This is a genomic window from Pseudomonas sp. A, from assembly GCF_056270345.1.
The window spans coordinates 5,143,932-5,158,123 of sequence record NZ_CM149873.1 but is presented as its reverse complement, the minus strand read 5'-3'; the positions used below and the strand labels follow the sequence as shown (position 1 = coordinate 5,158,123).

Here is a 14,192-nt window from a genome sequence, read left to right as displayed (position 1 = left end):
TGTGCCGCGAAAGGGGTGCGAAGCACCCCCATCGATTGATGCATTGTCGCTGAAATCCCGGGGCTGCTTTGCAGCCCTTTCGCGGCGCAAGGCCGCTCCTACAGAGAGGTTGCGGCTCAGCGCAGCTTTTCCAGCATCTGGTAGTACCACATCCCCGCCGCCAGCAGCGGATTGCCCAGCAGGTCGCCCATCGGCACCTTGATGTGCCTGCACCCGGCAAAGGTATCGAACTTCTCCAGCGTCCCGGTCAGCGCCTCGGCCATGATCTCCCCCATGATATGGCTGGTGGCGATGCCGTGCCCGGAATACCCCTGGCAGTACCAGACGTTGTCCGACAGCTTGCCCAGCTGCGGGATGCGGTTGACCACGATGCCCATGGCGCAGCTCCACTGGAACTCGATCGGCACGCCCTTGAGCGCCGGGAAGGTGCGCTCGATGCACGGGCGCAGCTCGCCTTCGATGTCCCGTGAATCACGCCCGGAGTAGTTGGCGCCGCCGCCGAACAGCAGGCGCTTGTCGGCGGTCAGGCGGTAGTAGTCGAGGACGAAACGGCAGTCGTACACCGCCAGGTCCTGCGGGTTGATCTGCTCGGCCAGCTCGCCCAGCGGCGCGGTGGCGACGATGCCGCCCATGGCCGGGAAGATCTTGCCCTTGAGCTGGCGCTTTTCCAGCTTGTGATAGACATCGCCGGCCAGCATCACCTGGCGTGCCTCGATCCGTCCCTGGGCGGTGACCACTGCCGGGCGCGGGCCGTGGACGATCTCCAGCACCTCGGAGTTTTCGAACACCAGCGCGCCCAGCCCGTGGGCGGCGCGAGCCTCGCCCAGGCACAGGTTGAGCGGGTGCAGGTGCAGGTTGCGGCGGTTCTTCAGCGCGCCAAGGTACAACGGGCTCTGCAGGTGGCGCTGCATGGCGCTGCGGTCGAGCAGTTGCACCTGGTCGCCCATGCCGCGGCGCTGGGCCTCGGCCTCGAAGGCGCGCAGCTCGTTCATGTGCGACGGTTTCATTGCCGCGTGCAGATGGCCGTGCTTGAGGTCGCACTGGATGCCGTAGCGCTCGACGCGCTGCTCGATGATCTGGTGGCCGCGCCAGCGCAGATGCCAGATGAAATCGTCCACCTCGGCGCCCAGCCGGTCGCGCATCTGCGTGCGCATGGCCTCGTCGCCCGACAGGCTGCCGGTGACCTGGCCGCCGTTGCGCCCGCTGGCGCCCCAGCCGATGCGGTTGGTCTCGACGATGGCCACTTTCAGGCCGCGCTCGGCCAGTTCCACGGCGGTGGCCACGCCGGTGAAGCCGCCGCCGATGATCGCCACGTCGACCTGCACCGTGCCCTTTAGCGTGGGGTATTCGGTGGTGTCGTTGAGGGTGGCGCTGTAATAGGACGGCGCGCGCTGGGCCGGGCCGTTGTTCACTGCTGCGTTCATGCTTGTTCCTTCTTGTAATCTCGTGGGCATCAGGCCTGGTGCAGGTACCAACGCCAGTCCTGCTCGCCGACCTCGGCCATGAACTGGCGGTACTCGGCGCGCTTGACCTTCAGGTAGACGCCGAGGAAGGTTTCGCCCAGCGTCTCCCGGGCCCAGGTCGAACGCTCCAGGGCCTCGAGGGCGGTCAGCCAGTCGGTGGGCAGGTGTTCGGTGGCCTGGGCGTAGCCGTTGCCTTCGACCGGGGCGCCGGGATCGAGTTGTTCACGGATGCCCTGGTGGGTGGCGGCGAGGATCGCGGCGGCGGCCAGGTAGGGGTTGGCGTCGGCGCCACAGATGCGGTGCTCGATATGCCGGCTGGCTGCCGGGCCGCCGGGCACGCGCAGGCTGACGGTGCGGTTGTCCACGCCCCAGGTCGGCGCCAGCGGTGCATAGCTGTTGGCCTGGAAGCGGCGGAACGAGTTGGCGTTGGGGCAGAACAGCAGCAGCGATTCGCGCAGGTGACGCAGCATGCCGGCCACCGCCTTGCGCAGCAGCGGGGTGCCCGCCTTGTCCTCGCTGGCGAACAGGTTGTTGCCGGCGGCGTCCGCCAGGCTCAGGTGCATGTGCATGCCGGTGCCGGCCAGCTGGGCGAACGGCTTGGCCATGAAGCAGGCCTGCATGCCATGGGCGTTGGCGATGCCCTTGACCAGGCGCTTGTAGCGCACGGCCTGGTCCATGGCCTGGAGCGCGTCGCCGTGCTCCAGGGTGATCTCCACCTGGCCGGGCGCGTACTCGGAGATCGCCGTGCGGGCCGGAATGCCCTGGGCCTTGCAGGCGGCATAGAGGTCTGCGAGGAAGGGTTCGATCTGCTCCAGCTCGCGCAAGCCGTAGACCTGGGTACCGCGTGGGCGGCCGCCGTCGCTGTCCAACGCCGGCTGCGGCCGGCCATGGGCATCACGCTGCTGGTCGAGCAGGTAGAACTCCAGTTCGCAGGCCATCACCGGGTGGAAGCCATCGGCCTTGAGTGCGTCGATCACCCGCAGCAGCACATGGCGCGGATCGGCCACGCTGGCCGGCAGGCCTTCGCTGGGGTGCATGCTGACCTGCACGGCGGCGGTCGGCACCCGGCGCCAGGGTAGGCGCACCAAGCTGCCGTCCAGCGGGTAGGCGCGGCAGTCGATGTCGCCGACGTCCCAGACCAGGCCCGAGTTTTCCACGTCGTCGCCATTGAGGGTCAGGCCGAGGATGGTGCTGGGCAGCGGGCGGCCGCTTTCGAACACCGCCAGCAGCTCCTCGCGGTGCAGCAGCTTGCCGCGGGGGACGCCGTTGGCGTCGAGGATGAACAGCTCGATCAGGTCTATATCGGGGTTGTCGGCCAGGAAACGCCTGGCTTGCTCTGCGGGGGCAAAGTGCATGGTGGATTCGCTCTGGGGCACACGTGACCGCCGCGCAGGCGAGCGGTCAGGCTGAGTCAATCGGCCAGAGGATGGCCGGGTCGGGTCAGGAGTGCGTGAGCGACGTGTCCGGTGGGCGCGCGTGACGGCAATGCCACAGCGCCCAGAACGCCAGGATGATATGGACCAGCGGATTTTCACCGGCACGGGCCCGGGCCTTCGGCAGCGAAGGGTAGGGCAGCGGGCGGGCAATCATCGGGTCGAGAAGCATCCCTGGATACTCACATGGCCTGTAAGGTTGATTAAAGCAGTGAATGGCGACGTTCATTCCGGTGGCAGCTAAACATTGGCAAGGTCTGCCCGCCGCGTTGCAGCAGCTTAGGAAGCTTCCCACAGTTTTATCGGACCTAGGCTAGTTGGCAGGTGGCGCGCCAGCGGTGAAAGTCCCTTTCTTTGTAAGAATGGTCAGGGATCGCCATGCAAGCGCAAAGGACTTATCAGGTAATCGCCCATCACGCGATCGTCTTCGATGTCAGCGAGTTCATCATCCAGCCAGGAGAATGTTGCCAAATCCGGCAAACGGGCCTGCCATGGGTGCATGCCGGGCACTATCGGGTCGTTGAAAAAATGGCGGAGCTTTACGACCGGATGCTGGCAGGGCAGCGGCCTTGCCTGATGACGGTTGCGGTATCGCGGCCGTTAACTCGCCAGCAGGGGGACAGCCTCAATCAGCAGAGGTACAGGGTTTCGGGCATTTTCAGTACCGCAGCGGGTAAAGCGACGGCGGATGTCGCGCTAGCAATGGCAGGTGGGCCTGCGGCGGCGGTCGCAGGGATCGCCGCCACCGGAGCTGTGGCGTGGTTGATTCAGAATAAGATTCCTACTTTTCATGCTGGGGATGTACTGGCATCGCTGTCAGCAACCGTGAAAGGCGGTATTGGTCCCCAATCCAGCAGCCTGATGTTGATTATCTGAAGGGGAGCGGATATGTGGGTACTTTATGGTATTTGCTATGCCCTCGTGGTCGGCACGTTGGTCGACTGGGCATGCCGGTCAAGGTGCATCAGGTTTCTTCTCTATATCGTCTTCAACGTCACGGGGATTACCGCCTGTAATCAACTGGGTGAAGAGCAGTTCCTGCAACTTGATGGTATTGGCTGGTCAGCTTTTTTCGTGGCAATTGCTACCCCGTTGTTGTTCAAGCGCTCCCGCTATTTCGAGCGTGACCGCGACTGAACGGCGGGCACAGGCAGCATCGATTTCGCAAATCTGCGACAATCCCGCCTCTTACGCCTGCCGATCATGAAAAAGCAGCACTCGCCTGCATCATTAAAAAGCCCCATGACAGACCACGCCATCGACCAACTGCTGAAGAACCTCGACCACGCCATGATCGCCGACCGCCATCGGTTGCGCCGGCAATTGCACGAGCTGCGCAAGCGCCCCGACGAGGGCAAGCTCGCGCAGTGGGTGGAAAAGGTCCAGGCCTCCTGCGCCCAGGTCACCGCGCGCCAGCAGAGCGTGCCGAGCATTCGCTACGACGACAGCCTGCCGATCGCCGCCAAGCGCGACGAGATCAAGAAGGCCCTGGCCGAGCACCAGGTGCTGGTGATCGCCGGCGAGACAGGTTCCGGCAAGACCACCCAGCTGCCGAAGATCTGCCTGGAGCTGGGCCGCGGCAGCCATGGCCTGATCGCCCACACCCAGCCCCGGCGGATCGCCGCGCGCAGCGTGGCGGCGCGGGTCGCGGAGGAGCTGGGCACGCCGTTGGGGGCGCTGGTCGGCTACCAGGTGCGTTTCGAGGACCAGAGCGATTCGAACACCCTGGTCAAGCTGATGACCGACGGTATCCTGCTGGCCGAAACCCAGCACGACCGTTTCCTCGAGCGCTACGACACGATCATCGTCGACGAGGCTCATGAGCGCAGCCTGAACATCGACTTCCTGCTCGGCTACCTCAAGACCCTGCTGCACCGCCGCCCGGACCTGAAGTTGATCATCACCTCGGCGACCATCGACCTGGAGCGCTTCTCCAAGCACTTCGACGGCGCGCCGATCATCGAAGTGTCCGGGCGCACCTACCCGGTGGAAACCTGGTACCGGCCGCTGACCAGCGAGCACGACGAGGAGGGCAACCAGGTCGAGGAGGACCTGTCCGTCGACCAGGCGATCCTCGCCAGCCTCGACGAGATCGCCCAGCATGAGCGCAGCCAGGGCAAGGGTCCGGGCGATGTGCTGGTGTTCCTGCCCGGTGAGCGCGAGATCCGCGACGCCGCCGAGATCCTGCGCAAGGCGCAGCTGCGCCACACCGAGATCCTGCCGCTGTATGCGCGGCTGTCGCCGGCCGAGCAGCAGCGAATCTTCCAGTCCCACAGCGGCCGGCGCGTGGTGCTGGCGACCAACGTCGCCGAAACCTCGCTGACCGTGCCGGGCATCCGCTACGTGATCGACAGCGGCACCGCGCGCATCAGCCGCTACAGCTACCGCGCCAAGGTCCAGCGCCTGCCCATCGAGGCGGTGTCCCAGGCCAGCGCCAACCAGCGTAAAGGCCGCTGCGGGCGTGTCGAGCCGGGCATCTGCATCCGCCTGTACAGCGAGGACGACTTCAACGGCCGCCCGGCGTTCACCGATCCGGAGATCCTGCGCACCAACCTGGCCGCGGTGATCCTGCAGATGCTGCACCTGCGCCTGGGCGCGATCGACGCCTTCCCGTTCATCGAGCCGCCGGATGGCAAGGCCATCAGCGACGGCTTCAACCTGTTGCAGGAGCTGTCGGCGGTCAACCGCGAGAACCAGCTGACACCACTGGGCCGCCAGCTGGCGCGCCTGCCGATCGATCCACGGTTGGGTCGCATGCTGCTCGAAGGCGCCCGTCAGGGCAGCCTGCAGGAAGTGCTGATCGTCGCCAGCGCGCTGTCGGTGCAGGACCCGCGCGAGCGCCCGCCGGAGCGCCAGCAGGCTGCCGACCAGGCGCACGCGCAGTGGAAGGATGTCGATTCCGACTTCGCCGCGCTGGTCAACCTGTGGCGCGGTTTCGAGGAGCAGCGCCAGGCGCTGACCGCCAGCCCGCTGCGCAACTGGTGCCGCAAGAACTTCCTCAACTACCTGCGCCTGCGCGAGTGGCGCGACGCCCATCGCCAGCTGGCGCTGATCTGCCGTGATCTGCAATTGGCGGTCAACAAGGACGCCTGCGACTACCAGCCCCTGCACAAGGCGATTCTCAGCGGCCTGCTCAGCCAGATCGGCCAGAAGACCGAGGAGGGCGACTACCAGGGCGCGCGTCAGCGGCGTTTCTGGGTTCACCCCTCGTCGGGCATCGGCCGCAAGCGCCCGCAGTGGGTGATGGCCGCGGAACTGGTGGAGACCACCAAGCTGTACGCGCGCATGGTGGCCAAGATCGAGCCGGACTGGATCGAGCCGCTGGCCACCCACCTGATCAAGAAGAACCACTTCGAACCGCACTGGGAGAAGAAGCGCGGCCAGGTGGTGGCCTACGAGCAGATCACCCTCTACGGGCTGATCCTGGTCGGCCGTCGGCCGGTGCATTTCGGCCCGATCGACCCGGTCACTTCCCGCGAGCTGTTCATCCGCGACGGCCTGGTCGGTGGCGAGATCCAGTCCCGGGCCAAGTGCCTGGCGGCCAACAAGCGCCTGCTCGAGCAGCTCGACGAGCTGGAGGCCAAGGCCCGACGGCGCGATATTCTGGCCGACGAGGAGACGCTGTACGCCTTCTACGAGGCGCGCCTGCCCGAAGAGATTCACCAGACCGCGACCTTCGACAGCTGGTACCGGATGAACAGCCAGAAGGATCCGAACCTGCTGATCATGCGCGAAGGGGACGTGCTCGCCCGCGAGGCCAGCGAGGTCACCGCCGCGCAGTATCCGGACCACCTGCAGGTGGGCGATCTGCGCCTGTCGCTGAGCTATCACTTCGAACCGAACCACCCGCGTGACGGCGTGACCGTGCGGGTGCCGGCGCCGTTGTTGCCGAACCTGCCGGGCGAGCGCCTGGAATGGTTGGTGCCCGGCCTGCTGGAGGCCAAGTGCATCGCCCTGGTGCGCAACCTGCCCAAGGCCCTGCGCAAGAACTTCGTGCCGGTGCCCGACTTCGTCAAGGCGGCCCTGTCGCGCCTGGCGTTCGGCCAGGGGGCATTGCCGCAGGCCCTGGGCCAGGAGTTGCTGCGCATGACCGGGGCGCGGGTGTCGGACGAGGCCTGGGCGGAAGCGGCCGGGCTGGTCGAGGGCCATTTGCGCATGAACATCGAAGTGGTCGATGCCCAGGGCAAGTTCCTTGGCGAAGGCCGCGACCTCGCCGAGCTGACCGCCCGCTTCGCCGCCGCCAGCCAGGCGGCGCTGGCCCTGCCGCGCAGCGAGAAGGCCGAGCAGCCGGTACAGGCCAAGGCCTTCGCGCAGGTGGCGCAGACCGCCCAGCAGAAGATCGCCGGGCTGTCGATGACGGTCTACCCGGCGCTGGTCGAGGACAACGGCACGGTACGCGAAGGGCGTTTCTCGACCCAGGCCGAAGCCGAGTTCCAGCACCGTCGCGCCTTGCAGCGCCTGTTGCTGCAACAGCTGGCGGAACCGGCCAAGTTCCTGCGTGGCAAGCTGCCGGGGCTGACCGAGCTGGGGCTGCTGTACCGTGAACTGGGCCGGGGCGAGGCGCTGGTCGAGGATATCCTCCTGGCCAGCCTCGACAGCTGTGTGCTGGAAGGCGAAGACCCACTGCCGCGCGATGGCGCGGGCCTGGCCTCGCTGGCCGAACGCAAGCGCGGCAACTGGACCGAACACGCCGAACGCCTGGCCCGCCTGACCCTGGAGGTGCTGAAGCTGTGGCATGGCCTGCAGAAGCGCTTCAAGGGCAAGATCGACCTGAGCCAGGCGGTGGCGCTCAACGACATCAAGCAGCAGCTGGCCAACCTGGTGTACCCGGGCTTCGTGCGGGAGACGCCGGGTGCCTGGTTCAAGGAGTTGCCGCGTTATCTCAAGGCGGTGGAACTGCGTCTGGAGAAGCTGGGTTCGCAGGTGCAGAAGGACCGGGTGTGGAGCGCCGAGCTGGCCAATTGCTGGGCGCAGTACCAGGCCCGCGCCGACAAGCATGCCCAGGAAGGCAAGCGCGATGAGCAGTTGACCCTGTACCGCTGGCTGCTGGAGGAATACCGGGTGTCGTTGTTCGCCCAGCAACTGGGGACGAAGGTGGCGGTTTCCGACAAGCGACTGAGCAAACAGTGGAGTCAGGTGGAAGCCTAAGCTCCCCAAGTTGTGGCAAACTTGGTGGAATTTGCGGTCGCTGTGCGGCCGATCGCGGCACAAGGCCGCTCCTACAGGCGAACGCCGATTCTGTAGGAGCGGCCTTGCGCCGCGAACGAGGGCTCAGCCCTCGCCTCAAAATTGGTACCAAGGTGCCATTAAGTTGCCCTTATTCCGGCCAGCGCCTTGTGGCGATGGCCCCAGACCAGAGGAACGACCGTGCACAACGTCGTCATCAGCGGCACCGGCCTGTACACCCCGGCCCAAAGCATTTCCAACGAAGAACTGGTGGAATCCTTCAACGCCTGGGCACAGCGTTTCAACCGTGACAACGCCGCCGCCATCGAGCGTGGCGAGGTCGAGGCGGCGCCGCTGTCCGATGCCGCCTTCATCGAGAAGGCCTCGGGTATCAAGAGCCGCTTCGTCATGGACAAGGACGGCATTCTCGACCCGCAGCGCATGAAGCCGCGCTTGCCCGAGCGCGCCAACGACGAACAATCGATCCTCTGCGAAATGGGCGTGGCCGCCGCCCGCCAGGCCCTGGAGCGTGCCGGGCGCACCGCCGCCGATGTCGACGGGGTGATCGTCGCCTGTTCCAATCTGCAGCGCCCATACCCGGCCATCGCCATCGAAGTGCAGCAGGCACTGGGTATCCAGGGCTTCGCCTTCGACATGAACGTGGCCTGCTCGTCGGCCACCTTCGGTATCCAGACCGCCGCCAACAGCGTGCAGCTGGGCCAGTCGCGCGCCGTGCTGGTGGTCAACCCGGAAATCTGCACCGGCCACCTGAACTTCCGTGACCGCGACAGCCACTTCATCTTCGGCGATGCCGCCACCGCCGTGCTGGTCGAGCGTGCCGACCTGGCCACCTCCGAACACCAGTTCGACATCGTCAGCACCAAGCTGCTGACGGCGTTCTCCAACAACATCCGCAACAACTTCGGCTTCCTCAACCGCGCGGCGGAAGAGGGCATCGGTGCTCGCGACAAGCTGTTCGTGCAGGAAGGCCGCAAGGTGTTCAAGGAAGTCTGCCCGATGGTCGCCGAGCTGATCGGCAAGCACCTGGCCGAGAACGATCTGCAACCGTCGGACGTCAAGCGCTTCTGGCTGCACCAGGCCAACCTGAGCATGAACCACCTGATCGTCAAGAAACTGCTGGGGCGTGAAGTGGCCGAGGAAGATGCGCCGGTGATCCTGGATCGTTATGCCAATACCAGTTCGGCGGGGTCGGTGATTGCCTTCCACCTGTATCAGGATGACCTGGTCAAAGGATCGCTGGGCGTACTGAGTTCGTTTGGTGCGGGGTATTCGATCGGTAGCGTGGTTTTGCGTAAACGCTGATTCCTGTAGTACCTGCACTGGCTTCTTCGCGGGTAAACCCGCTCCCACAGGTACCGCGGTGCCTGTGGGAGCGGGTTTACCCGCGAAGAGGCCAGGTGGCATTTCCGGCAGGCAAAAAAAGCGGGAAATGCCGGATGGGGTCGGCATTTCCCGCTCAGGGTGGAGCAAGGGAGCGTAGCGCTTAGAACTTGGCTTCCAGGTCGACCTGCAGGGTGTCGACGTCAGCATTGTTGTTCGGCAGCTGCGACAGGTCGGTCTTGGCCATCAGGTAGGCCGCGCCCAGCGAGAAGTTCTTGTCGATCTCGTAGCCGACCTTGAACTTGTGGCCACGGGACCCGGTGAAGCCGGCACCGAAGTCGGAGTCGGTGAACAGGCTGACCACGGCGTTGCGCTGCACGTCGCGGTAGTTGTAGTCCAGGCTCCAGGCGCCCAGCTTGGTCTTCAGACCCGCCAGCCAGGCCTTGTCCTCGCCGTCGGTGCTGTCGGTGTTCTTGACGAACTGGCCATAGGCCGACAGCGGGATGGCGAAGCCGGTGAAGTCCACCTGGCCAAAGCCTTCAGCCAGGTTGAACTCGGTGGTGGTGTTGCCGAAGCTGCGCAGCACGGCCGACTTCTTGTCGTTGTCGAAGCCGTAGAGGCTGCCGCCGACGGTGACCTTGACTCTGTCAGCCAGGTTGAACTTGGTGCCCAACTGGCCGTGGTACAGCTGCGCGTCGTGCTTGAACTGCACGCCGTCGCCGTCGACGTTGTCCTTGAGGGTGTAGTGACCGGCGCTGCCGAACACTTCGGCGCCGCCCAGGTTGGTCTTGTAGGTGACGGCCACGCCTTCCGGGTTGATGTCGCTGTCCCAGATGATGTCGCCCATGCTCACCCACGGCTGCAGCATCTTGCCGCCGATCAGGTGCAGGTTCGGCACGGCGGTCGGGTGCCAGTCGAGGTAGGCAAGGTCCACCCACAGCGATTTCTTGTCGAAGTAGTTGTCCAGGCTCTGGTTGGTCGAGCGGGCGTCCGAGCTGCTGCCGGTGGCCACGCGAATGCCGGCGTCGACCTGCGGGTTGATCTCGCTGTAGAAACCGACGCGGGCACGCACACGCTCGCGGTCCTGGTTGCCGCTGCGGCTGTTGGGGTTGTCGACGTTGACGTCTTCGTAGCGCAGGCGCACGTCGCCCTTGATCTGGGTCTTGGCGGCCCATGCCACTTTTTGTTCGAAGGAGCTCAGGCGCTCGGACTGGGCTTTCTGGTCGGCCTTTTCCTTGGTTTCCTTTGCCAGGTCGCCCTGCAGTTCGGTGTACTGCGCCTGGTTGATCGAGCCGTTGGCGCGGAGTATTTCGAGCAGCTTGGCGTCGACAGCAGCACTGGCCGGAGTACTCAGAGCCAGCATCATGCCGGTGAGGCTCACTCCAGTAAGTGTAGAAACAAGACGCATAAGGTTCTCCCTGTTGGAAAAAGTGGGGAGGCTCAAGCGCCCGCCCCCGAGTTGGCATGTCTTCGGAAAGGGCCTGACTAGACAGGTTCTGGGGTTCCGGAAAACAGGCGCAAGTATTGCGGGGGGGAATGACAGAATAATGTCTGAATAGTGGCACTGTTGTTAAGTAAACAGGCCGTCATTTGTGTGTCACGGCGGCTTTGGCAATACTGGCGCCCTGTCCATAGCGAGTTGCAACCGTGATCAGCCTTCACAGCCTTGCCCACCTGCGCGACCTGCCGGCGACCACCTGGGACGCGCTGGTGCCCGACGGTCAGCCGTTCCTGCGCCACGCCTTTCTCAGTGCCATGGAAGACAGTGGCAGCGTGGTACCCGACACCGGCTGGGCCGCCGAACACCTGGTGCTGGAGCGCGATGGCGAGGTGCGGGCGCTGCTGCCGGCGTACCGCAAATGGCATTCGTTCGGCGAGTACGTGTTCGACCATGGCTGGGCCGATGCCTGCGAGCGCGCGGGCATCGCGTATTACCCCAAGCTGCTCGGCGCGGTGCCGTTCAGCCCGGTCGCCGGGCCGCGCCTGCTGGCGTCTGACCCTGCTGATGGCCTGCTGTTGTTGCAGGCGATTCCCGAGTACCTGGGCAAGGGTGGGCTGTCGGGGGCGCACATCAATTTTACCGACAGCGTGCTGGACGAAGCCATTGCCGGCCAGCCGGGCTGGCTGGAGCGCCTGGGCTGCCAGTTCCACTGGCGCAACCGGGGTTACCGGGACTTCCAGGATTTTCTCGACACCCTCAGCTCACGCAAGCGCAAGCAGATGCGCAAGGAGCGCGAGCAGGTGGCGGGGCAGGGGATCGACTTTGCCTGGTACCGCGGTGATGAACTGAGTGAGGCGCAGTGGGACTTCGTCTACCGCTGCTATGCCAACACCTATGCCGTGCGCCGCCGGGCGCCGTACCTGACTCGCGAGTTCTTCAGCCTGGTGGCCGAGCGCATGCCCGAGGCGATTCGCGTGGTCATTGCCCGGCAGCAAGGGCGCGAGGTGGCGATGGCCTTCAGCCTGGTGGGGGGCGATAGCCTGTATGGCCGCTACTGGGGTTGCCTGGACGAATTCGACCGCCTGCATTTCGAGACCTGTTTCTACCAAGGCATGGACTTCGCGATCGGCGAAGGCCTGCAGCGCTTCGATGCCGGTGCCCAGGGCGAGCACAAGCTGATTCGCGGGTTCGAGCCTGTGATCACGCGGTCGTGGCATTACCTGCTGCACCCGGGGTTGCACCGGGCGGTCGCTGACTTTTTGCGTCAGGAGCGCGAAGGAGTACTGGCCTATGTCGAGGAGGCACGGGGATTATTGCCGTATCGCCAGGTTTGATGGCGTCGTTCCGCCTGTAACGGCCTCTTCGCGGGTAAACCCGCTCCCACAGGAGAACCACTGTTTCTGATGGCAGTGATCCCCCTGTGGGAGCGGGTTTACCCGCGAAGAGGCCGGCGAAGGTGTTACAGGTCAATCGACGCCGACGAACCCCCCGGTCTGGTGATGCCACAACCGCGCATACAACCCACGCTGGGCCAGCAGCTCGGCATGGCTGCCGCTTTCGACGATATGCCCCTTGTCCAGCACGATCAGCCGGTCCATGCGGGCGATGGTCGACAGGCGGTGGGCGATGGCGATTACCGTCTTGCCCTGCATCAGCGTCTCCAGGCTTTCCTGGATTGCCGCCTCGACCTCCGAATCCAGTGCCGAGGTCGCCTCGTCCATGATCAGGATCGGCGCGTTCTTCAGCAGCACCCGGGCAATGGCGATGCGCTGGCGCTGGCCGCCGGAGAGCTTGACGCCACGCTCGCCGACATGGGCGTCGAAGCCGGTGCGGCCCTGGGCATCGGACAGCTGCGGGATGAACTCGTCGGCCCGGGCCCGGCGCACCGCCTCCCAGACCTCCTCGTCGCTGGCCTGCGGCCGGCCGTACAGCAGGTTGTCGCGGATCGAGCGGTGCAGCAGCGAGGTGTCCTGGGTGATCATGCCGATCTGCGCACGCAGGCTGGCCTGGTTGACCTCGGCGATGTCCTGGCCGTCGATGAGGATGCGCCCGCTGTCGATGTCGTACAGGCGCAGCAGCAGGTTGACCAGGGTCGACTTGCCGGCGCCGGACGGGCCGATCAGGCCGATCTTCTCGCCAGGGCGGATGTCCAGGTTCAGGGCATCGATCACCTTGCCGCCTTTGCCGTAGTGGAACTCGACATGGTCGAAGCGCACCGCGCCGCGGCTGACCTTGAGCGCCGGGGCATTGGGCCTGTCGCTGACGGTGACCGGCTGGGCGATGGTCTGCAGGCCGTCCTGGACCATGCCGATGTTCTCGAAGATGCCGTTGACCACCCACATGATCCAGCCGGACATGTTGACGATGCGGATCACCAGGCCCGTGGCCAAGGCGATGGCGCCGACGCTGATCAGCGACTGGCTCCACAGCCACAGGGCAAGGCCAGTGGTGCTGACCACCAGCAAGCCATTCAGCGAGGTGATGACCACGTCCATGCTGGTGATCACCCGTGAGGCCAGCTGGGTCTTCTCGGTCTGCTCGCTGATCGCCTCGCGGGCGTACTGCTGCTCGTAGTCGGTGTGGGCAAACAGCTTGAGCGTGGCGATGTTGGTGTAGCCGTCGACGATGCGCCCCATCAGCTTGGAACGGGCGTCGGAAGAAATCACCGAACGCTCCTTCACCCTGGGCACGAAGTAGTACAGCGCACCGATATAGCAGGCGATCCACACCAGCAGCGGCAGCATCAGCCGCCAGTCGGCCTCGGCGAACAGCACCAGCGCACTGATGGCGTAGATCAGCACGTGCCACAGTGCGTCCACCGCCTGCACCGCCGAATCGCGCAGGGAGTTGCCGGTCTGCATGATGCGCTGGGCGATGCGCCCGGCGAAGTCGCTCTGGAAGAAATTCAGGCTCTGCTTGAGCACGTAGGTGTGGTTCTGCCAGCGGATCAGGCTGGTCATGCCCGGGCTGATGGTCTGGTGCACCAGCAGGTCATGCAGGCCGAAGAACACCGGCCGCAGCACCAGCACCACCACCAGCATCCAGATCAGCTCGCCACTGTGCTCGCTGAAGAAATTGGCGTTGGGCGTGCCCTGGGCCAGGTCGATGATCCGGCTCAGGTAGCTGAACAGCGCCACTTCGATCAGCGAGGCGATCAGGCCGACGATCAGCAGGGCGAGGAAGCTCGGCCACACCTGGCGCAGGTAGTAGAGGTAGAAGGGCCAGACCTTGCCGGGAGGCGCCTCGCTGGGCGCCTCGCGGAAAATGTCGATCAACTGCTCGAAACGACGGTACAGCATGGGTGACGACACTCCTGTTCGACCCGACTCACGTCCCTGTGCGGCGCGG

9 protein-coding genes are annotated in these 14,192 nt (G+C 65.2%); 5 read left to right on the top strand and 4 right to left on the bottom strand.

Annotated elements, in window-relative coordinates:
* Positions 1-116: 116 nt before the first annotated feature.
* Both AC0MAZ_RS22915 and AC0MAZ_RS22910 read right to left on the bottom strand, forming a co-directional pair.
* The gene (locus tag AC0MAZ_RS22915) at positions 117-1,424 is read right to left on the bottom strand and encodes an NAD(P)/FAD-dependent oxidoreductase (RefSeq protein WP_475859285.1); all 1,308 of its coding nucleotides are present in this window, start codon (positions 1,422-1,424) and stop codon (positions 117-119) included.
* A gap of 29 nt (positions 1,425-1,453) precedes the next feature.
* A complete protein-coding gene (locus AC0MAZ_RS22910; protein WP_254464641.1) occupies positions 1,454-2,818 on the bottom strand; it encodes a glutamine synthetase family protein in 1,365 nt (454 codons plus the stop codon).
* A 456-nt stretch (positions 2,819-3,274) separates the two neighbouring features.
* Here AC0MAZ_RS22910 and AC0MAZ_RS22905 point away from each other — a divergent pair, with 456 nt between their 5' ends.
* From AC0MAZ_RS22905 to AC0MAZ_RS22890, 4 genes are all read left to right on the top strand, one after another.
* Positions 3,275-3,772: a hypothetical protein gene (locus AC0MAZ_RS22905; protein WP_203651403.1), complete on the top strand. Its 498-nt coding sequence runs from the start codon at positions 3,275-3,277 to the stop codon at positions 3,770-3,772.
* 12 nt (positions 3,773-3,784) lie between these two features.
* On the top strand, positions 3,785-4,033 hold the full coding sequence (locus AC0MAZ_RS22900) for a hypothetical protein (RefSeq protein ID WP_203651406.1): 249 nt from the start codon (positions 3,785-3,787) through the stop codon (positions 4,031-4,033).
* A gap of 105 nt (positions 4,034-4,138) precedes the next feature.
* Positions 4,139-8,044: an ATP-dependent RNA helicase HrpA gene (gene hrpA / locus AC0MAZ_RS22895; RefSeq protein ID WP_475859282.1), complete on the top strand. Its 3,906-nt coding sequence runs from the start codon at positions 4,139-4,141 to the stop codon at positions 8,042-8,044.
* A 219-nt stretch (positions 8,045-8,263) separates the two neighbouring features.
* On the top strand, positions 8,264-9,385 hold the full coding sequence (locus AC0MAZ_RS22890) for a beta-ketoacyl-ACP synthase III (protein WP_475859280.1): 1,122 nt from the start codon (positions 8,264-8,266) through the stop codon (positions 9,383-9,385).
* Positions 9,386-9,566: 181 nt separating this feature from the next.
* Here the strand turns inward: AC0MAZ_RS22890 and AC0MAZ_RS22885 are convergent, their stop codons facing one another.
* On the bottom strand, positions 9,567-10,811 hold the full coding sequence (locus tag AC0MAZ_RS22885; protein ID WP_475859278.1) for a putative porin: 1,245 nt from the start codon (positions 10,809-10,811) through the stop codon (positions 9,567-9,569).
* Between the two features lie 239 nt (positions 10,812-11,050).
* Between AC0MAZ_RS22885 and AC0MAZ_RS22880 the strand changes: the two genes are divergently transcribed.
* Complete coding sequence (locus tag AC0MAZ_RS22880; protein ID WP_475859277.1) at positions 11,051-12,178, top strand: GNAT family N-acetyltransferase; 1,128 nt, start codon at positions 11,051-11,053, stop codon at positions 12,176-12,178.
* A gap of 132 nt (positions 12,179-12,310) precedes the next feature.
* Here AC0MAZ_RS22880 and AC0MAZ_RS22875 read toward each other — a convergent pair whose 3' ends face one another.
* Positions 12,311-14,143 (bottom strand): ABC transporter ATP-binding protein, encoded by a 1,833-nt coding sequence (locus AC0MAZ_RS22875; RefSeq protein WP_232857291.1) that lies wholly within the window; start codon positions 14,141-14,143, stop codon positions 12,311-12,313.
* Between the last annotated feature and the right edge of the window lie 49 nt (positions 14,144-14,192).

Bases quoted from the DNA above. Each gene is read 5' to 3' on its own strand.
- AC0MAZ_RS22915 (WP_475859285.1), bottom strand. From the start codon at position 1,424: ATGAACGCAGCAGTGAACAACGGCCCGGCCCAGCGCGCGCCGTCCTAT.
- AC0MAZ_RS22910 (WP_254464641.1), bottom strand. From the start codon at position 2,818: ATGCACTTTGCCCCCGCAGAGCAAGCCAGGCGTTTCCTGGCCGACAAC.
- AC0MAZ_RS22905 (WP_203651403.1), top strand. From the start codon at position 3,275: ATGCAAGCGCAAAGGACTTATCAGGTAATCGCCCATCACGCGATCGTC.
- AC0MAZ_RS22900 (WP_203651406.1), top strand. From the start codon at position 3,785: ATGTGGGTACTTTATGGTATTTGCTATGCCCTCGTGGTCGGCACGTTG.
- hrpA (WP_475859282.1), top strand. From the start codon at position 4,139: ATGACAGACCACGCCATCGACCAACTGCTGAAGAACCTCGACCACGCC.
- AC0MAZ_RS22885 (WP_475859278.1), bottom strand. From the start codon at position 10,811: ATGCGTCTTGTTTCTACACTTACTGGAGTGAGCCTCACCGGCATGATG.
- AC0MAZ_RS22875 (WP_232857291.1), bottom strand. From the start codon at position 14,143: ATGCTGTACCGTCGTTTCGAGCAGTTGATCGACATTTTCCGCGAGGCG.